The following is a 20,693-nucleotide window of genomic DNA, read 5'->3' as shown; positions in this document are numbered from 1 at the left end:
TTACCAATCTGTTTCTGTATAGTCTTTAAATAATTTAGCAAAAGGTGTTTTACCTTGGTTGATTCCTAGATAAATTGGGTCACAAATGCGTGCAGCCGCATCATTGATATCAAAGGGAGGGTAAACGCCACCTTCTTGCATCGATTTCGCTTGATTATAAGGGTGTTGGAAGCTAATCCATCCAGGGTCTACTGCATTCATAAAAATACGATGTTTGGCGTATTCTTTGGCACAGGTACGGGTCATTTGATTGAGAGCAGCCTTTGCCATATTGGTGTGGGGATGTCGCCAGGGTTTCTCAACATCGTTAAATCGCCCTTCCATTGAAGAAACATTAATGATATATTTGTTAGTCTCTTTGTAGTTGCTCATTAATGGCTTGAGTCTGCTGTTAATGATAAATGGAGCGATCGCATTAATTATATGCACTTCCAATAATTCTAAAATGCTAACTTGCTCATCCTTCATCAGCCAGCTATTAAAAGGACGCAAGTCCAGTTGTTGCCCATCACCGGTATACTCTCCTAAAGGGAAAAAAGCCGAATTATCTATGCTGTCTTGGGGAATCAAAGGAATCTGGGAGAGGAAAGCAGAATTTTCGGTAAATATGGCTTGTTTTTCTTCTGTACTAGCTAATAGCGCCGGATTCTCAGTGTTTACCGCATGATTATGGCTTACTAACCCCTGTATTTCTGGCGGTAGTTCCCCGAAAGACAGTGATTCAAACTCAATTAAATGACGATAAAAAGCAGGCGGACGACGCACTGTTTGTGCGGCATTATTGATAATAATGTCGAGTCGCGGGTAAAACTGGCAAACGTGTTGGGTAAATTGCTCAACACTATGGAGATGGCGCAAATCCAGTCCGTAAACTTGTAAACGATGTTGCCATTCTAGAAAATCTGGTTCTGCTGCGTACCTTTTTGCCGCGTCATGGGGAAAACGGCTTGTTGCGATCGCAGTTGCACCATCTCGCAACAGTCTCAACGCTACCCCATGACCAATATTTACCCTAGCTCCTGTGACAACGGCAATCATACCCCGTAAATCAGCACTTTGCTGACGCTTGCTGAAGTTAAGATTTCCACACTCAACACAGAGTCTAGTGTAAAAGTTATGACCCTGTAAAAAAGTTGTCTTGCAGACAATACAACGTGGTGGTTTGGTCATTAGTGATTTTTGGTATTCTTGCCTACTCTTTGTTAATAGGCAATTTATCCGATCTAAACTGCATTGCCCACATACTGTAAAAATGAATTTATATGAAAAGCTAGCGGATTTATTTGTGACTATTACGTATAAATGATCATCCCAAAAAATCCAAATATTTACAACTTTAAGAGATTGTATTTTGTTACCCGTGCTGTCACAATCATTAAAATATTCTCAGTATCTGCTTTTAATTTTAAATTTTAACTGATGGATGTCATCTGCCGCAGAAAAGGCGATCGCACGATCAAAAAATGGTATCGAGTCCAAAAGCTAAAAGCAATATTCGTCTTAGCCTTGGCAATTGTATTTACTAATGCTGTAGTCTCTTATAGCAATACTGTGAAGCTGATTCACAACCAGGAATGGGTGACATCTTCTTATGAAGTTATTACTCAAGTTGAAAAGATTCAATCTACACTCAAAGATACTGAAACGGCACAACGTAATTACCTAATTACAGTAGATGCAGACGATCTCAAAACTTATCTTGCAGCCGATCAACAAACTAATCGCAATATTCAAATTCTCCGTAAGTTAACTGCTAATAACCATCAAAAGCAGCAGTGGATTTCTTTGCTGGAGCCGAAAATTACCAGTAGGCTCGACATTCTGCAACAAGAAATTTACCTCAGACAAAATCAGGGATTTGAAGCAGTTAAGAAGCGAATCTTATCTGATAAAGACAACCAAAGCAGTAAAGAAATCCAACAGCTTATTCACGACTCCTTAGAGGTAGAGCAAAATTTATTACATCAGGGAATGCAGCAGTCGCAAGCAAATTCCCAAAAGGCAGTAGTTACATTTTTTATCGCTGCTATTGTGGATTTGGTGTTAGTGGCGCTGCTGTATGATTTGTTGTGGCATTATATCAGACAACTTCAGCAGACGGAACTGGCACTACGCCAAAGCGAAAACCGTTTACGAGCCATGATAGATGCAGAACCAGAATGCATCAAGTTAATTGCTAAGGATGGCACCCTTTTAGAAATTAATGCCGAAGGGTTGGCAATGATGGAAGTGGAAAGTGCTGATGTATTAATTGGTAAACCAATTGATGCTGTAATTGTACCAGAATATAGAGCGGCTTTTGCGAACTTGCATAAAAGTATCTGCCAAGGTAACAAAGGGACTTTGGAGTTTGAAATTGTCGGATTTAAAGGTACTCGTCGCTACATGGAAAGTCATGCTGTACCACTGCGTAACGAATCTGATGGTACATTCATCCATTTGGCACTGATGCGAGATATAACCCAGCAAAAACACGCAGAACAGAAAATCCGCGAACAAGGGTTGCTGCTGGATGTATCAACTGAGGGGATTATTGTACGAAATATCCACAACCAAATTTTGTTTTGGAATCAAGGTGCTGAACGTCTGTATGGCTGGAAAGCTGAAGAAGTTGTGGGTAAGAATGTTTTGCAACTTTTGTATAAAGATATTTCACCACAGCTAGAAGATGCTTACTTGAAAGTGATAAATACAGGTGAGTGGCGGGGTGAGTTGCATCAACTGACAAAGGAAGGTAAAGTAATTATCGTTGAAAGTCGGTGGATACTGATTCGAGATGATAATGGACAAACTAAGTCGATTTTGAGTGTAAACACCGAGATTACGCAGCAGAAACAACTGGAAGCTCAACTTCTGCGATCGCAACGTTTGGAAAGTATCGGTACGTTAGCTGGCGGTATCGTCCACGATCTCAACAATATACTATCCCCAATTTTAATGTCAGTTCAAATATTGCAGAAGAAATTGCCTGATTCGCAGAGTCAGCAAATACTGCAAACTTTAGAAAATAATGTTAAACGCGGTGCTAATTTGCTCAAACAAGTATTGTCTTTTGCACGGGGTATTGAAGGCAAACGGACAATTGTGCAAATTCAGCCTTTGATGGCAGAAATGGAGCAAATTATCGCTCAAACGTTTCCCAAATCTATCATCTGTCAGGTAGATATCCCTAAAAATCTGTGGTATGTCCGTGGAGACACAACTCAAATACATCAGGTGCTGATAAATCTAGTAGTCAATGCCCGCGATGCCATGCCCAATGGCGGTATATTGAGGATTGCAGCAGAAAATCTGGTGATTGGCGAACATTCTGCCCAGATAAATATTGATGCTAAAGTAGGTTCTTATATTGCGATCGTGGTGACAGATACTGGTATGGGGATGTCGTTGGAAGTCCAGCAACGGATTTTTGAACCATTTTTTACCACCAAAGAGGTAGGCAAAGGTACAGGTTTAGGACTTTCCACGGCGTTGGGTATCATTAAGAATCACGGTGGTTTTGTAAATGTTTACAGTCAGGTAGGCAGAGGGACTCAATTTACAGTTTACTTGCCTGCTTCAACATTCAGAGACACACATTCTCTGTCTCCAGAACTGGAATCAGTGATAGGAGATGGCTAATTTATTTTGGTGGTGAAAGGGATCGCAGACTAGAAAAAATCGTATTAAGCAAAACTTTCTGCTGACGTTGGGAATTGGTTATTAGAAATAAAAAATATCAGTTAAGCTGTCGTGCATTTAATTTGCACAGCTAGGGCGCTCATGTTGCCCACCCCACAAGAGATTTATTTTTTGGAGGATGCAAATTAAAATATTTTCAGCTTAATATGATATGCCGTTATCACTATTCTCTTGTCTTTTCAGGGTCGCACGAGAAAGGTTTTTAGGCACACAAAAATTGGAATTGAGAAAGAGCGATCGCTTAACCCAAAATCTGTGCCAAATCCAGTATAAATCCAGGCAATACATCCTCTCCTGATAAGCTAGTAGGCGATCGCAAAATCTCAATATCCCTTCCTGGGCGGTAAATTTCCACCTGTTGGTTTTGCGGATCGATCAGCCAGCCTAAACGCACACCATTGTCAATATACTCCTGCATTTTTTGTTGCACAGTCTTTAAGCTGTCTGAAGCAGAGCGCAATTCTACCGCAAAATCGGGAGCGAGTGGCAGGAATTTGTCGGGGTCTGGGTTCAGGGCTTCTAATCGCTCCTGGCTTACCCAGGATGCATCAGGAGAACGATTTGCACCATTGGGGAGCTTAAAACCCGTTGAGGAGTCAAAAGCCAAACCTGTGCCATCAGCGTCAGCCCAATTACCTAAACGCTGTGTGAGTCTACTATTGCGATTTCCGCTTTCCCATCCAGTTGGTGGCATGATAATTAATTCTCCCTCTGCCGTGCGCTCAAGTCGCAAATCTCGATTATTTTGACACAGTTGGAAGAACTGCTCATCTGTTAGTTCAATGGTGGGGCTGAGGTTTAGAATCAGGGCAGTCATAGTTGCCTCTCAATCTTGCTAACTGTAGCGTAGCACTTGGTTGACATACTAGGTTGACCATCTATCTAGATGAGCTTCTATAGGACTAGTATTTGATTTTTGAAATCTTAGGTAGGGTGCGTTAGCGTAGCGTAACGCACCATCAGATCGGGATGGTGCGTTACGACGTTCCGTCTAACACACCCTACAAATACTTAGATTTTATAAATTGGAGTAAGTGTCATAAAAGAGTAAAATCAAGTTTTATCAATTACTGCAAGTTGTGCAGATAATTCATCTTCTTCAAAGGCATCTGAGTACAATCTTTTATTAAATATCTGAATTAAATTTTGCACTGAAATTTCCTTAATCCGAATACCATCAACATCATATAATTCTCTAGTACTCTCTTGGGTAATTATCCAAACTTGACGATTTTAGAAACTGAACCGTATAACACTGCTTGAAAGGGTTGTAAGAGTTCTGCTTAACTTTCGGTTTATGCACAAAATCGAACTTTATGTCACTTTAAATACTTAGGTTGCTACTTAAAGGCTCAATATATGCTTGTAGAGTATCTTTAACTTTAGAAGGTTGACGAACTGGAGCGATCGCAGAATAATCTGGTTTTACTGTCCAGTCGTAATGACGAAGCAGTGTGGAAAGCACAATTTTCATTTCCATTTGGGCAAATTCCATACCTAAACAACTGTGCGAACCATAACCAAAACCCATTAGTGCCAAAGGATGCTTTTTATCTTCTTCGCGAGGTGGTGCAAAGCGATCGGGGTCGAAGCCATCGGGGTTGGTGTACAGTTCTGGTAAACGGTGAGTCAGCATCGGCGAAATAGTCACAAACCAACCTGCTGGGATGCGATAGCCTGCATACTCAATATCCTTGAGGACACCACGATTATAGGCATACACTGGCGGATATAGCCTTTCTGTTTCTTTTAACACGTTGGTTAACTGTGGAAGTTGTTTGAGATGGGATAGACTCAGGGGATTATCTCCCACAACTGCTAATTGTTCTTGGCGCAGTCGCGATCGCCATTCTGGGTGATTACCTAATTCAAATATTACCCAAGTCAGTAATGAGGCTGTTGTCTCATGTCCAGCAAATAGCAATAATAAGGCTTCGTTGATTACCTGTGTTTCGCTCAACTTATTACCATCTTCATCAACAGCTGCTAGTAGCAATCCCAAAACATCTTTTGATTGCTCTAAGTTACCCTGCTCAGTACGCTGGGCGATCGCTTGACGTAAGAAAGCCACTAACTTACCCCTAGCATTTTGACCGCGACCATATAAAGTAAAAGGGACATTCCATTTGAGGATCGCCATACTGCTATCTAGCAGTTGCGTAAACCACTGACTGGTTTGCTCAACTTCGCTCTTGTTCTGACTTCCCAAGAATAGGCGAGTCGCAACCATCAGGGTAAGCTGGCGGAAACTAGAATTTAAGGAAATCGTTCCCTGTTCTCCCCAATCTTTGAGGAAATCTTGGACAATATTTTGGATGGTGTCGAAGTATGTAGCGATCGCTTTTCCATGAAATGCTGGATACATTAAGCGACGAGTTAGCCGATGTTCTTCCCCATCTTGTAATAAAATATTGTTGCCAAATGTCGATTCCAAAAAATACCACCCTATCCGCGACGACATATTTTCCGCCTGTTCCACCAGCACCAACCGATTAGCATCAGGGCCAATTAAATAAGCGCGTTTACGTCCCATCACGCTCGTCTTAAAAACTGAACCATGCTGCTGGAATCTTCGCCATATATACAGTTCCGAATCCCGAAATATTTCTAAAGTCTCCCCCAAAATGGGCAAGCCATAGCTACCAGGCATTGACTCGGCGGATTTTAGCTGCCGCATATTTAACTACCTCCAGCAGTAATTAGCTACAGTATCTACTTAATTGTAAAGCGCAGTTAGGTTTTGTAAATCAAAATTACCAATCATGGTAGAGTTTTTCTGCGTAGAACATAATTTCTTCATTTGGTAATCTAATTTTTGATTTTTGCCGAGGATACAAACTTTCAACTGCACCTGTATCCTGTTCAATCACAGTTGCGGCTACTTTTAAAACGGAATTTTTGAATAGAAATTTCATCAAAGGATTGACTACTTTGGCATACATCAAAATAAACGTCTTGGTGATTTTATCTGTTTCCGGGTAGAGAATATGAATTTGAGCAATATCACCAATCGGCGTTTTAGTAAAAAAAGCAGTAGTTGAAGGAAAAGCGTATTCGAGTGTGTTAGTGAGATTTTTAGGAAAAATGCCTAAAACGGGGTTTTTAATAATTTCTCCTAGTGTATTATCATCTCTCCTCAAATCTTGTTTGATTGTGGCATAGTATCCTTTTTCTTCAAAAGAATTTACATGACAATATTTAATTTTAAATAGTTCTTTGTGAGTTCCATTTTGATGGTTATAATCATAATTAACCATCAGGTTGCTCAAAAAGTCACCCTGAATACTTTTATCTCCAGTTACTCCCAGGAACTCGTATTCATCGACAATTTTTTGATGCAAATCTGGGATGGGCAATTTTGGTGCAAATCCGCCATAAGTCCAGAGACAATCATTGCTAATAATTAGCTCTAATGGTTTGGTAATAGGCTGATTATCCTTTTTTTCTCCTTGCTGTAGTCTGCCTTGTCCATCAAATTCTAGTGCATGAAAAGGGCAAGTAATAGTATCTCTCTCTTGACAAACCCAACCATCTGATAAGGGTGCTTGCATGTGGGGGCAGATGTTATCAAGGGCAAAAAATTCACCTTTTTGGTTTTGCCAAATAACATAATCCTGTCCGTTTAAAGTAATTTTATTAGGTTTATTCACTCCTAATGTAGATTTGTGCGCGATTAACCAAGGCGCACCAGGTAAAATTGGTTTCATTTTTCCTCCAAAATATTGATAATTTATTGAAAATTCGCTAGATGCGTTAGCAAAAGGTAACGAAATATTGAAACTTAAAAGTTGTAAACAAGCTGGTGTCGCCTGTCCTACATCTGAATGTAAATTGGGATAATTTAAGTCTTGTCTGCAATGGACGAACTGACTGTACCAGGCATAAGCTCGGCTAAGTTTGGCTACTGCATGGATAAGTCAGACAACTAACTAATTTTTTAGTTAGTAAATATTAATTTAATAAATTTCATCTTCTATGTCAACTACTAACCAATTTTTTAGTTAATATATTTTGGTTATGATGATGGAGCAACGTGGGTCGTTCAACGGAGTCTAAATTCTCATCTAAAAAGCCGCGTCAGGTGCGCGATGCAGAGGCGACGAAAAAGCAGATTCTCGATGCGGCGGAAGTGGAGTTTGCCAGAAATGGACTTCAAGGGGCGCGGACAGAGGCGATCGCTAGAGGTGCAGGTGTCACCACAGCGATGATTTACTACTACTTCCAGAGTAAAGAAGGGCTATATCAAGCTGTTCTGCAACGTCCGGCGGTGGAGATGCACGAAGGGTTCGAGCAGCTAAATCTCGATCGGTTCCCACCAGAGGAGGCGTTGAAGATACTAGTTAAGGGAGCGATCGCTTACGAGGCTGCTCACCCGCACAGAGGAATGCTTTGGTTTCAAGAAGCAAACCAAAATCAGGGAAAGTATTTCAAACAGGGGAATTGGCAAGAAAATTTTAGCTATCTCATCAATATTTTAGAGCGAGGAATGGCGGAAGGTTGTTTCCGTCAGATCGATCCATTTCTCACCACTCTGCATATTATTGGAGTTTGTAATATGTACTTCAACGCCTATGAAAATATCAAACATACTAGACCCGATTTGCAACTGCTGAGTCCAGAAATGATTGAGCAACATACTCAAGCAGCAGTTAATTTCATTTTGGCTGGTGTGCAAGCAATCAAAGTTAACAATATATCAAAGGAGAGCAATACGAACAGCGACGATACGTAAAAGACTCTTAATATTACTGAGTTTTTTGGCTGTTGTCGCTGTTCGATTATTGCAATTGCGAGTGAAATTCTGCCTAACTTCTAAATACCTAGAGCTACTCTAGTTTCGGGGCCCACTACACCATCTACAAGTAGACCTTTACTTGCTTGAAAGCTTCGGACTTGGTTAACAGTTTCTTGACCGTAAATTCCATCAACCCTGAGATTACCTAAAGCTGTCTGAACGTCTCTCACAAGCTGACCTCTAGAACCAGGAGTAAGAGTCACTGAACCCCCAACGCCACCAAGACTACCACTAGGACTACCAATAGGACTACTTGTAGTAGGATTGTTCGGTTTATCACCAACCCATCGAGCAAAAACGTATCTACCCGTAGTAAGCCTAGCAAAACCATTTTCATACCTTTCAATTGCGGGAAGGGTTGCACCATTTGATACACAATCCACATAAGAGTAGTTAGTGCTTGGGCCTGTACGGATACGTAAACAGCTACCATTAGTCTTTACATAAGCAGCCGAACTGACTTGAATTTGGGCAGCAACAATAAGTAATACACCAACACCAGCTAAAGCTAACCAAGCTGAAGATTTAAGAAGTTTTTGCCAATTAAATTTAGACTTGCTGATTCCAGATGCCTGTTTTTTAGTAATAACTATGTCAGAAGATTTCAGAGGTATTTCCGCATTTAATTGAGATTTAGGCGGATTATATTTTGTCTTTCCAGATGCCTCTTCCTGAGCAATAAACATGTGAGAATAAGCAAGATATTCCATAATGCACCCTTTTATATGAAAAAATGATTACTCACAGAGAACAACCTAGTAGTTCTCTGTATTTATTCTTAGTATATTTTATATCAGCAGCCTTTTAAAAGGTTTTTACTAGTAGCGAAATTAAGAAAAAATAAATAAAATTAACCTGAGTTCGATGAACCTTAGCCTGCCTTGAACTAAAGTCCTTTATATTCCGGTTTCGGACATAGTAACTGAAAATAGCTTATTCATCTGCGATCGCGCCTTGGCTGATTCCCCAGCAACCGAGCAAATTCGTTTTGTATGACTCGATAACACTCGCAAGAAGTTGCTTATAAATCCTCTCGCTTCAGGATGTTAATTTGACCGCTCTGATAGCGAATCATTCCGGCTCGGCTCAGAGTGCTAGCTGCTACTGTCACCCCGGAGCGCTGTACACCCAGCATCTAGGCGATAAATTCTTGTGTGAGCGGAAAATCTTCTGCTTGCAAACCGTCAGAAACGGTGAGAAGCAAACGAGCTAGGCGTTCTTCTATTGGATGAAGATGGTTGCAAGCACATCCTTGCGCGAGTTCGATTTCAGAAAAATCTTAAGAATTCTTGATATACTACTGTAAACATATTGGTTTACAGTAGTATTGCTCAGGCTAAAATAGTCAGTTTACAAAAACACTAAAAAAGCAAGTATTTTTTGCTACATTTTTAGAGTTTATATTACTTCAATCTAGCTTACTTATCTAGTTTATCTATGTAATAAGAAAGAACTATACCTATTTAATACGATTTATCTATCGGAATGGTGGTGTATATATGTAAATAGAGATTTTATATATTGGCTCATTGCCAAACTATTGTTGTTGTGATGAAAAGAGAGTTGTAAACAAAATCTCTATGAGAAACATCTCCTAAAAACGAGTGTGATGCAAATTTTACAGTCTTTAAAATCAAGAAATTACCTTCTGTTTTTTATTGGGCAAATGTTATCGATGATTGGTAGTTAATACACTTTGGAATACAACGTCCTGTGATATTTTTTAAAAAAAAATCTGATTCTCCAACTTAAAATGACTACAAAAAATGAAGTATAATTCACTTGGCAAGAGTGACTTAAAAGTTTCTGAAATATGTCTAGGTACTATGACTTATGGACAGCAAAATACTATTGAAGAAGCCCACGAACAGCTAGATTATTCTATTGCCCAGGGAGTTAACTTTATTGATGCCGCGGAGATGTACCCAGTTCCAACAAGTGCCGAAACTTATGGATTAACTGAAACGTACATTGGGGAATGGTTAAAGCGTCAACAAAGAGAGCAACTGATTATAGCTACTAAAATTGCTGGCCCTGGAAGAGGCTTTAAATGGTTGCGTGGAGGAGCCAAAGCAATAGACCGTGATAATATCAAACAAGCCGTAGATGATAGTTTAAAAAGATTACAGACAGATTATATCGATCTGTACCAAATCCACTGGCCCGATCGCTATGTGCCACGGTTTGGACAAACGGTATTCGATCCAACTCAAGTGGGAGAAACGGTTCCTATAACTGAACAGTTAGCAGTTTTTGCCGACGTAATTAAGGCGGGAAAAATTCGCTATATCGGTTTGAGTAATGAGACACCTTGGGGAGTTGCCCAATTTAGTAACGCTGCTAAACAATTAGGATTGCCCAAAGTTGTCTCGATTCAAAATGCTTATAACTTACTGAATCGAGTATTTGATGGAGCCTTAGCAGAAGCAGCTTATCACGAAGAAATCGGGTTACTAGCTTATAGTCCTTTAGCATTTGGCTTCTTGACTGGTAAATACCTAAACGGCAAACCAGAGAAAGCAAGAGTCACTTTGTTTGAAAATTTTGGTCAGCGCTACTTAAAACCAAAAGTCAGTCAAGCCGTAGCAGCTTATGTAGAAATTGCCAAGCGCCATCAACTAAGTCCAGAACATCTGGCTTTGGCATTCGTGCGGAGTCGTTGGTTTGTGTCTAGCACAATTATTGGTGCTACGACATTAGAACAACTCAAAGAAAATTTGGAAAGTGTAAATGTAGTTATCAATAAAGACATTTTGGAAGAGTTAGATATAGTTCATGCTCAATCTCCAAACCCAGCACCATAATAGTTAAGTAGGTAGAATATGACTTTTACAGCAACATCAGTTGACCAGAATACTATTCGTCGTCGAGGTACTGGTTTAAAAGCTTACAATCCCGAAAAAGCATTCAAAGGATATACACTTTTCACACCCCTAACAGGTAAAGGTGAAGTCTACCTTCTGAATTTAGAAGGAGAAGTAGTACACCAGTGGAATCTGTCATATCCACCAGGGTTATACGGTTATCTCTTGCCTAATGGCAACCTTTTTTATAATGGTAAAACTCCACCAGAAGAACCACTACGTTTTGCTTTGTGGGCTGCATTTAAAAGTGGTGTTGTTTTAGAGGCAGATTCCAAAGGAAATATTATTTGGGAATATAAGCATCCAGATCATCATCACGATGGACGCAGATTAGCCAATGGCAACACAATTTTACTCGCCATTGAAAAGATACCCCAGTCGTTAGTTCCTCGCATCAAAGGCGGCGTAGCAGGTACAGAACCAGATGGGAATATCTATGCTGATGTGCTTTATGAAGTGACTCCAGGAGGTGAAATTGTCTGGACTTGGCACGCTCACGAACACCTCGATCCAGATATATTTACCATTACACCCCAGGATCATCGACACGAATGGACTCATGGGAATACTGTGGGGGAACTCGCTGATGGCAACATTATAGTGAGCTTTCGTAATATCTCCACAGTAGTGATTATCGATCGCAAAACCGGAGAAATTATTTGGACGTTGGGCGATGACGTACTGGCACAGCAGCACTTTCCCAACGAACTAGCTAACGGTAATATCCTGATTTTCGACAATGGCGCACATCGTCGTAACATTGCTCTTAATTTCTCCCGTGTGATTGAGGTAAATCGTCAAACTAAAGAGATAGTTTGGGAATACACCGACAACCCGCCTCAAAACTTCTTTAGTGCATACATATCAGGAGCGCAACGTTTAGCGAATGGCAATACCTTGATTACAGAAGGTGCTTACGGCCGGATATTCGAGGTGACAGTTGCAGGAGAGATTGTTTGGGAATACATTAATCCCCACTTTGCAGTTAGGAATATTCCAGGTGAGAAATCGCCTGTAACTCGTGGAGAGCAAAATACAGTTTTCCGCGCCTTTCGTTATGCACCTGAAGAGATACCTTGGCTTTAGTATTTTTTCAAGCTAGTTTTGAGAGTTTGTAGTAAGCACTTCAGTGCTTAGAAAATTAAGGACTAAAGTCCTTACTACGAACTTCTCATATTCAAAGTTTGGTTAGTGTTTGAAGTTTTTCGCCACATCTAAATCCTACTGGACTTCAGAATACTAACAATTCAAGATTTGGGATTTTGGATGAAAATTCAATTCCCAATGCCGATTAACAAGTCCTATTTACGAAGGAACTTAAACATGGCCCAAATCAAAGTATACAGTGCGGTTGTTTGTCCTTATGCTCACCGTACCCGGTTGGTACTCCAAGAGAAGGGCATTGACTTCGATTTGATTGAGATTGATTTGCAGAATAAGCCTGAAGGTTTTACCAAAGTTTCTCCTTATGGTAAAGTACCTGCACTAACTCATGGCGATAACCGAGTTTGGGAATCAGCAGTAATTAACGAGTATCTTGATGAGGTATTTCCCAATCCACCACTGTTACCCAGCAGCCCCATTGCAAGGGCACAGGCTCGTATTTGGATTGATTTTGCTAACACCAGATTCGTTCCCGCTTTTTCTACCCTACTGCGGAGTTCAGATCCTCAAAAACAAGAAGAAGCTAAACAGGAACTATCCAAACACCTGGAATTCATTGAAAACGAAGGCTTGGCAAAACTATCTGGGGAAGGCCCTTACTGGTTTGGTGAATCTATCAGTTTGGTCGATTTCACCTATTTTCCCTGGTTTGAGCGCTGGGCTGCATTGAAGCAATATCGTGGTTTTGGGATACCAGAAGAGTTTACCCGTGTACGCCAGTGGAAACATGCTTTGAAAGAGCGTGAATCTGTGAAAGCGATCGCTCACTCTAAGGAATTCTACATAGAGCGATATGCTAAATTTGCTGCGCCTACTCTCGCTGCTGTTTAAACGTAATTCTATGTTCAAGTGGGGTTTAAATTCTTACTTGAACATAGAATTAAACACTCAATACGGTTCGGTTAATGTTTTTTGATGGAAATTATAGATCGTAAAGACGCGATAAATCGCCGTCTCTACAAAAGACTGATTATTGTAGAGACGGCGATTCATCGCGTCTCTTGCCTTAACCGAATAGTATTGATTAAACTCTTTAAAATTATGAATTACCAATTACGATTTTCCCAAAGTGAGCCGCACTTTTGAGATAGCTGTAAGCTTCTCGTGCCTCAGCAAAACCAAAAACTCGATCGATAATTGGTTTAATTTGATGCTGTTGCATAGCCTGATTCATCGCCTCAAACATTTCCCGACTGCCAACATAAATGCCCTGAACTGTTAAACTCTTAAAAAGTATTGGCATAGGGTCAATTTCACTTCCTCTACCTGATAATACGCCAATCAAGCTAATACCTCCCCCAATGCGGACTGCTTGTAGCGATTTTGGCAGGGTACCTGCACCGCCTACCTCAATTACACGATCTACACCTGTGCGATTCGTTAATTGGTAAACTTGCTTTTCCCAATCTGGTGTTGTTTTGTAGTTGATTGTTTCGTCAGCACCAAGCTGTTTTGCTCGCGCCAATTTCTCATCACTGCTAGAAGTTATAATCGCTCTTGCACCATGTATCTTGGCGAACTGGAGAGCAAAAATCGAAACTCCCCCTGTACCGAGTAATAAAACACTATCACCTACGCCAATATTGCCTTTTGTCACTAGTGCGTGCCAAGCTGTGACTGCTGCACAGGGTAAAGTTGCCCCTTCAATGTAGGATAGATAGTCAGGCAATATTACCAAACCATCTTGGTGTAATACGACATACTCAGCCAGCATTCCATCAATACCACCTCCGAGATCGGATTTCATTTTCTCTTTGGTTAAAGAGCCATAAATCCAATTTTGAAAGAAAATACCAGCAACGCGATCGCCTATTTTCACCCTTTTCACACCTTCCCCCACCGCCACAACTTCCCCCGCACCGTCAGATAGGGGAATTAACGGATATTTCTGTCCAGCGCCGTAAGCACCCTCAGCGACGAGTAAATCGCGGTAATTTAGGGATGTTGCTTTGACTTGAATAAGAACTTGTCCCGCAGTTGGTTTTGGTTCAGCGCGATCGATTAATGCGATCGCATTAATCCCGCCGTTACTTTGAATTTCGTAAGCTTTCATTGTGTTAACTGAACCCTATTGACTGAGGAAGGGGTAAGGGAAAGGAATAAAAAAGCAGTGGTTAAATATTATATAAAACCACTGCTGTTTATTCTAATAGATAAATAGTGCCTACTCTAAGTTGGTGTTATTTCACCTTACGAACTTGGTTCCCGATCGGGAAACATACATTTATCAGAATCACAACCACTAGGGCCAGCTTCTGACATTTCACCTAAATCGTAGCGGCTTAAGACTGCACAGAAATCATCAGTTTTCCGCCGTAATTTCACTTCTTGATTCAAGCGTTCGTAGGTTAGTTTATCGATTGGTTCAAATGGCAAACGTGGGAATGATTGCAGGTCATCAAAACGAGCTAAAAGGGCTGCTGAAATATACCCGCGATCGCTCTGAATAGTTTCGTAGATTTTCTGTGCCAAAGGTTCGATTTCATCAGAACGCAGTTCCAAAGTAGCTGATGTATTGTGAGTCACATACCAGCGTTGAACCTGGAGGACGAAATCAAATTGGGCTAAGACTGAAAACTTAGAAACATCAATTTCATCAGCCCCTGGTAAATCTGCCCAAGATACAGAAACCGGAATTTCTACTAACCATTCACTCACCCGTGGATCAAAAGGATCGTTGAGCAAATTGCCCTGTTCATCTTTGTCTGATTGCGAGGGAATGACGTTGTAACCGTAGTCAATACAAGCTAAGGCTACTGGATCATTTTTGCCGAAAGTGATGCGGCGAATAAATCTTTGGGCTTTGGGGGGATGCCATCCTGAGCTAGCATTAGTTAACAAAGCCTTAGTGCCACTGGGTTGGACTGTGGTACAGCGATTTGGACGTTTGAGATTATGGCGATCGCAATAATCCCAAACCACGCGATGTACAATATCTTTCCAAGAACTGAGATATTTTTCTTCCTCACGCTTGAAAGCCAATCCTTGTGGAGTTGCAGGTCTTCCGGCTTCCCACCAGCGCAGCCAATCAACACCAAAAGCATGGACAAAGAAATCAAATAAACCTGTAAAGGAAACTCCCACAATTGGGTCTAATTCACGGCTGTATTGATAGCGTGGTTCTAAGAATTTGTGATTTAAAAGTGCCGCTACAGATAACGCCCCAGCAGTAAAAGCTTCTTCTTGTTCTTTGTAGTTACGTGGATCTATTTGATTAAGGTGAACCTCTGACAAATTGCAGTTACCGGTTAAAGTATTACCAAATACTCCTTTGTGATATTCCGGTTCATTGAAGCAATAAGTATCGTGTAAACCTGGTAGTTCTTCTACACCTCTAACTATTTGCCATTTACCTTTGTGTTTGGCATCACACCCTTTGCTTACATCCAAACGCTGGCAAGGAATTTGTCTACAGTCAGTAATTTGCAAGTAATACAAATCTTGGCTGCGAACACCATAATTAGTTACCGATCCTTTATGAGCGCAAAGATTTAAAGAAGAACGGATACCGCATTTAGTTAGTAATAACTGCACTCGATATGCACGTTCGTAATCAGAGATGTAAATCCTAATGCCATTGCTATGTGTATTTGTGCCGTCTGTATCCGCTAAACCAGCGATAAAGTGCAGAATTGCTTGGCGATTCCAACTAGCAATTACATTCAGTGACTCTGGATTTGTTTTTAAACTCTTTAAAAATTCTCCAGAAAAACCTAAGTCTGTTACATCTGTAAAAGTCGGTAAGTAGTCATAATTTCTTTCAGGAGACTTACTTCCGATTACAGATAAAGTTGCTTTCTGTTTATAGAGTCTAACTTTGGCATTACCATTTTGGTCTGTAGTTCCATCTCCTACAGCTATTCCCAAAGTATAGGCATAATTTGGATCGATGTTTAATCCATCTTCATGCTGAATAGTAAAAGGCTCAGTATGAATGGCATATCTACTAACATCCATCAAATCCTTTGTTTGGACTTCTTTGTATTCTTTATCAAATCTGTCTTTGACAAAGAAGCGATGATATTCGGTTGCATCTAAGTAAGTACCATCTGCAAATTTGACTCGATACAGCTTGCGTTGGCGTAGCCCACCGGAGGTATCGCTACCAGTTTTAAAAGGTGTTACTTGGCTCCATTTTTGACCATTCCAAATCTCAATTTCACTTCCGATAACATCTTTGATTTTATGTATTCCATCTCTAGTGATGAGCAAAGTATCGCCACTCACACAATGGAAGTTAGCGCCTATGATTTCACCACATGGATTTAAAGCATATCGCTGCAAACGATGTTCTAGCTCATTAGCATCAAGATTGGAATGGCGTTCTTTTAACCACTCTTTTGCTGTTCCTTGTTCATAAGCTTGTAAAAACTCAACTTTCAAAGCTTGTGTTGGTAGCAAATCAATGTTCGATCGCGCGACGGCTTCACCAGCCCATTGAATCGCTCCCTCGCCACTATAATACTGTTTGCGGACAGCATTCAGACATTCTTCTAAGGTTGGCTTACGATGAAAAACTCTGGTATGGTTTGCCATCCTAAGTGCATCACGCTCTGGATCGATTCGCCAATTGCCACTTTCATCTTGCTGCCATAAGTTATCTTTGGCAGTGGCTCCTTGTTGATCGTCAGCAATAAACTGACGCATACCCGCACTTCTACGTATATTACCTGCAACAATTGTTACTGCGGCTTGGTCAATTAATAGACAGCATTCAACTGAATTTAATTGTCTTCCCCTAGCTTTATTGAGAATAGATGCACAACCCTGATACAGTACAGGCAATTTTACAGGATTAGCAACTCCTCCAAAGCCGTTGAGAGTTTCTCCCGCTTTTCTAACATCACTGATATCAACTAATACTTTTACTTCTGCTGAAAATTGTTCGTCAGTGGAGAGTTCTAACAGGGTTTGATATGATTCAACCCAACCTTCACGGCTATCTCCAACGTGAATAGTGACATTATTGCCTTCTATATGAGTTTGAGTATATTCACGTCGCTGTTGCACAGGAGTGCTGCCAATTTCACCTTTTACAGTGATATTCAGTTGATTACGGATGGGGGGCAACTGGTTAATAAATTGTGGTTCTAGGACGGCTCCAGTACCACAGCCCATCATTGCCAAATCCATCATTAATCCGAAGGCACTCCAGTCTTCGAGATTGGTGGAGGTGCAATTATAAGCGCCGGAAAAGTTCTTTGGCTTGGTTATCCAGTCTGTGCCACCAACCCATAACCAGCGTCCACTGGGCATAGCTTTCAGGTTGCGCTGCATCTTATCCAGTGTGGCAGCTTCTTCTTGAGTGAGCTTTCCTAACTCGACTAAGCCGAGGAGAGTGCGATCGCATACCTCATCCCATGTTTCCCTTAGTCCTGCCTTTGTACGGCGGCTATAGGTTCTAAAAAATACGGGATTAGCAGCCGGTGCTGTTTCGGGAAACTTTGCACTCTGGCGTTTTTTTTCTAGCTCTCGAACCATATATTAAGTGTCTTGCGTTCTTGTTGCGTGCGGACAGATTATGACTATACGCCAAGTAGTTTTAGTATTAAAGATTGTCAAATTTACCACTTTGCGCTAGCTCTAGGCCGTAATATTTTCAACATTAATTTATGATGTATAATGTCATTCACCCTTGGGTAGTATCTCAGGATTGAGTTTTAATTAACACAGATTAATATATAAGTAACTGTGATTTTTGAATTCTTCTTCAAGTAATTGATTTTAAAATGATCGATATTCGTTGTGAAACTCTGCCAGACTACACAGTAATAGCTGAGGTAAATACATTAGCTTTTGGCCAAGAAAATGAGGCTAAACTTGTAGAGAAAATTCGCCATTATGACCGTTACATTCCAGAACTTTCTCTGGTTGCAGAGGTTGAAAATGTTATAGTTGGTCATATTTTATTCAGCTACATTGATTTGGTGGGTGAAGAAAAACTACAGGTAATCGGTCTAGCACCTTTAGCAATTCATCCACAGTTTCAAAGACAGGGTATTGGCAGCAAACTTGTACAAGCAGGGTTGGAAATAGCAGATACAAAGAAAGAAGCGGTGGTTATTGTACTTGGTCATCCCCACTTCTATAATCGCTTTGGTTTTCAGGCTTCTGTTAATTATGAAATCACTTCTCCTTTTCCAGTTCCAGAGGATGTCTTTATGGTTAAAGCACTACAAAGCTATGAAAAAAAGTATACAGGTAAGGTTGTTTATCCAACTACTTTTGAGGGAGTGTAATATTATTTACGCATCAATATTTACTATCAGCAACTGATGGGTGAGTTTGGTAAGCAGATGCTGGTGCGATCGCGCTACAAAAATTTTCAGTCAACTCCCGTTTGGTTATTACTGTCCGTTATCTCCGGTGAAGGCTTATAAAACATTTTTTAACCTACCATTTGTGTAAAATTAAAACTCCTAGCAAATAGCTGAATTATGCAGCGATTAACTAGGAGTTTTGACTATTGGGAAACTGGCAAAAGTCTAAATTGAATAAGACACTGGGAAAGACTTGGCATCCTTGGGCTTCACATATACGCGCTGTTTTGCTTCTAACTCTAAATCATTAAAGCGATCGCGTGTTAAATGCGCCATCACCACTTGTCCATCATCGAAAGTTAATTCCACCTGAATTTCCCAGCCCAAATGCACTAATCGGCTGACTGTTGCAGGCGTAGTAGCACCGTTAGCAACCTTTTCAAAAATCACATCTTGCGGGCGCAAAAATACTTGTGGGTGTGGCGCATCAAATCTGCTACCTTGAAAAATCTTCGAGGTGCTGGGTAATACATTTACCGGGCCAATAAAGCTCATCACAAATGCAGTGGCAGGATTATCATAAATTTCCGATGGTGTTCCCACCTGTTCCACGCGCCCTTTATTCATGACCACAACCTCATCGGAGACTTCCATTGCTTCCTCTTGGTCGTGGGTAACGAAAACCGTGGTAACATGAACCTCATCATGGAGGCGGCGTAACCATGCCCGTAAGTCTTTGCGGACTTTAGCATCAAGTGCGCCAAAAGGTTCATCTAGCAATAATACTTCAGGTTCTACTGCCAGTGCCCTTGCTAGTGCTACCCGTTGTCTTTGACCACCAGAAAGTTGTGATGGATAGCGATCGCCTAATCCAGTCAATTGCACCAATTCTAGTAACTGTTCTACCTTTCCCTTAATCTTCTTTGGCTGTGCCTTCCGAATTTCTAAGCCAAAGGCAATATTCTGCCTGACGGTCAAATGCTTAAATAGAGCATAGTGCTGAAACACAAACCCAATATTGCGCTGTTGCACGCTTTGGTATGTAGCGTCTTTACCAGTAAGCAGGATTTTGCCACTATCAGGCATTTCTAAACCTGAAATTAACCGTAGTAGCGTAGATTTACCCGATCCCGATGGTCCTAGCAACGCAACTAGCGAACCACTCTTAATTTCTAGGCTAACCTCATCAACTGCCTTGAAACTCCCGAATTGTTTGGAGACGTTCTCAACTACTATGCCCACTGCTGCTATACCTCTGAACTAAATCTACATATCCTTGCTAGGATTACCGTGTCTTACATATACCATACATAGTTATTTGTAGATGAACAAGATTTAGCTACCACAACTACCGCAATCGAGGAAGCTACAATCAACACCACTGCAATCTAGAGAACCACAATCTAGGGCACTACAATCGGGGAAACCACAATCAGGAGTTATGCTAACTATCTCGGCACAATTGCAGCCCAAATTGGCACAATCAAAACATTCAGTATTATTGCTGCTAATAAATGAGGATTTTTGACCAACTTTACCAGATGCTTGTTGCTTTTGTTGCATTTCTGCTTCCTCCTCTGTTGATTCTTCTGAATTCTCGATTTGCATAGACACGTAGCGGCAAGCTGCTGCGCGTCTACGCAAAATTTGGTTAGCTTGCTTACAAGCTTGAAATCGTTGACGAGAATTGACAAAGGCTACTTGTAACCCTTCCTTAGCAATTACCCGCTTGAAGTACCCAGAGCAAGATTCGCCACCATATAGTATTCTGTGGGCGCAAGCAAAACCTTTGTGTGGGGAAATGTGCTTTTGATATCCGCTAATTGCGGCGGCACTAACTTGTCTAGTAAAAGAATCGAACAAGGAAATCTGCATATTTGGGGATTGGGGATTGGGGATTGGGAAAAATGAAGAATATTACCCAGTCCC

General features: G+C 40.9%; 15 protein-coding genes. 6 read left to right on the top strand and 9 right to left on the bottom strand.

Features of this window, described 5'->3' with window-relative positions:
- Positions 1-1,170 carry an SDR family NAD(P)-dependent oxidoreductase gene (locus CDG77_RS11650; protein WP_094329533.1) on the bottom strand — a complete coding sequence of 390 codons (1,170 nt, stop codon included), beginning with the start codon at positions 1,168-1,170 and terminating at the stop codon, positions 1-3.
- Positions 1,171-1,419: 249 nt separating this feature from the next.
- Here CDG77_RS11650 and CDG77_RS11645 point away from each other — a divergent pair, with 249 nt between their 5' ends.
- Positions 1,420-3,621, top strand: a complete 2,202-nt coding sequence (locus tag CDG77_RS11645) for a PAS domain S-box protein (RefSeq protein ID WP_094329532.1) — start codon at positions 1,420-1,422, stop codon at positions 3,619-3,621.
- 301 nt (positions 3,622-3,922) lie between these two features.
- Here CDG77_RS11645 and CDG77_RS11640 read toward each other — a convergent pair whose 3' ends face one another.
- The 3 genes from CDG77_RS11640 to CDG77_RS11630 form a co-directional block, all read right to left on the bottom strand.
- Positions 3,923-4,498 carry a Uma2 family endonuclease gene (locus tag CDG77_RS11640; protein WP_094329531.1) on the bottom strand — a complete coding sequence of 192 codons (576 nt, stop codon included), beginning with the start codon at positions 4,496-4,498 and terminating at the stop codon, positions 3,923-3,925.
- 507 nt (positions 4,499-5,005) lie between these two features.
- Positions 5,006-6,358 (bottom strand): cytochrome P450, encoded by a 1,353-nt coding sequence (locus CDG77_RS11635; RefSeq protein WP_094329530.1) that lies wholly within the window; start codon positions 6,356-6,358, stop codon positions 5,006-5,008.
- 76 nt (positions 6,359-6,434) lie between these two features.
- Positions 6,435-7,388: a Rieske 2Fe-2S domain-containing protein gene (locus CDG77_RS11630; protein ID WP_094329529.1), complete on the bottom strand. Its 954-nt coding sequence runs from the start codon at positions 7,386-7,388 to the stop codon at positions 6,435-6,437.
- 326 nt (positions 7,389-7,714) lie between these two features.
- Between CDG77_RS11630 and CDG77_RS11625 the strand changes: the two genes are divergently transcribed.
- A complete protein-coding gene (locus CDG77_RS11625; protein WP_094329528.1) occupies positions 7,715-8,413 on the top strand; it encodes a TetR/AcrR family transcriptional regulator in 699 nt (232 codons plus the stop codon).
- An 80-nt stretch (positions 8,414-8,493) separates the two neighbouring features.
- On the opposite strand, the gene CDG77_RS11620 is transcribed toward CDG77_RS11625, so the two are convergent.
- Complete coding sequence (locus CDG77_RS11620) at positions 8,494-9,186, bottom strand: peptidoglycan-binding protein (protein ID WP_094329527.1); 693 nt, start codon at positions 9,184-9,186, stop codon at positions 8,494-8,496.
- A 1,056-nt stretch (positions 9,187-10,242) separates the two neighbouring features.
- On the opposite strand from CDG77_RS11620, the gene CDG77_RS11610 reads away from it, so the two are divergent.
- The 3 genes from CDG77_RS11610 to CDG77_RS11600 all read left to right on the top strand — a co-directional run bounded on the left by CDG77_RS11610 (position 10,243) and on the right by CDG77_RS11600 (position 13,335).
- Positions 10,243-11,280, top strand: coding sequence for an NADP(H)-dependent aldo-keto reductase (locus CDG77_RS11610; protein ID WP_094329526.1), 1,038 nt, complete (start codon positions 10,243-10,245; stop codon positions 11,278-11,280).
- 18 nt (positions 11,281-11,298) lie between these two features.
- Complete coding sequence (locus CDG77_RS11605) at positions 11,299-12,426, top strand: aryl-sulfate sulfotransferase (protein ID WP_094329525.1); 1,128 nt, start codon at positions 11,299-11,301, stop codon at positions 12,424-12,426.
- Positions 12,427-12,663: 237 nt separating this feature from the next.
- The gene (locus CDG77_RS11600; protein WP_094329524.1) at positions 12,664-13,335 is read left to right on the top strand and encodes a glutathione S-transferase family protein; all 672 of its coding nucleotides are present in this window, start codon (positions 12,664-12,666) and stop codon (positions 13,333-13,335) included.
- Between the two features lie 208 nt (positions 13,336-13,543).
- Here CDG77_RS11600 and CDG77_RS11595 read toward each other — a convergent pair whose 3' ends face one another.
- Both CDG77_RS11595 and nrdJ read right to left on the bottom strand, forming a co-directional pair.
- Complete coding sequence (locus tag CDG77_RS11595) at positions 13,544-14,557, bottom strand: zinc-dependent alcohol dehydrogenase family protein (RefSeq protein WP_094329523.1); 1,014 nt, start codon at positions 14,555-14,557, stop codon at positions 13,544-13,546.
- 137 nt (positions 14,558-14,694) lie between these two features.
- Positions 14,695-17,985 (bottom strand): ribonucleoside-triphosphate reductase, adenosylcobalamin-dependent, encoded by a 3,291-nt coding sequence (nrdJ, locus tag CDG77_RS11590; protein WP_094329522.1) that lies wholly within the window; start codon positions 17,983-17,985, stop codon positions 14,695-14,697.
- A 248-nt stretch (positions 17,986-18,233) separates the two neighbouring features.
- Here nrdJ and CDG77_RS11585 point away from each other — a divergent pair, with 248 nt between their 5' ends.
- Positions 18,234-18,743, top strand: a complete 510-nt coding sequence (locus CDG77_RS11585) for a GNAT family N-acetyltransferase (RefSeq protein WP_094329521.1) — start codon at positions 18,234-18,236, stop codon at positions 18,741-18,743.
- Between the two features lie 246 nt (positions 18,744-18,989).
- Here CDG77_RS11585 and CDG77_RS11580 read toward each other — a convergent pair whose 3' ends face one another.
- Together CDG77_RS11580 and yidD are read right to left on the bottom strand one after the other, a co-directional pair.
- Positions 18,990-20,006 carry a sulfate/molybdate ABC transporter ATP-binding protein gene (locus CDG77_RS11580; RefSeq protein WP_094329520.1) on the bottom strand — a complete coding sequence of 339 codons (1,017 nt, stop codon included), beginning with the start codon at positions 20,004-20,006 and terminating at the stop codon, positions 18,990-18,992.
- Positions 20,007-20,099: 93 nt separating this feature from the next.
- Positions 20,100-20,639 (bottom strand): membrane protein insertion efficiency factor YidD, encoded by a 540-nt coding sequence (gene yidD, locus CDG77_RS11575; protein ID WP_094329519.1) that lies wholly within the window; start codon positions 20,637-20,639, stop codon positions 20,100-20,102.
- Positions 20,640-20,693: the final 54 nt, after the last annotated feature.

Source organism: Nostoc sp. 'Peltigera membranacea cyanobiont' 213, assembly GCF_002245975.1.
Lineage (GTDB): Bacteria > Cyanobacteriota > Cyanobacteriia > Cyanobacteriales > Nostocaceae > Nostoc.
This window is presented reverse-complemented; position numbering and strand designations above follow the sequence as displayed.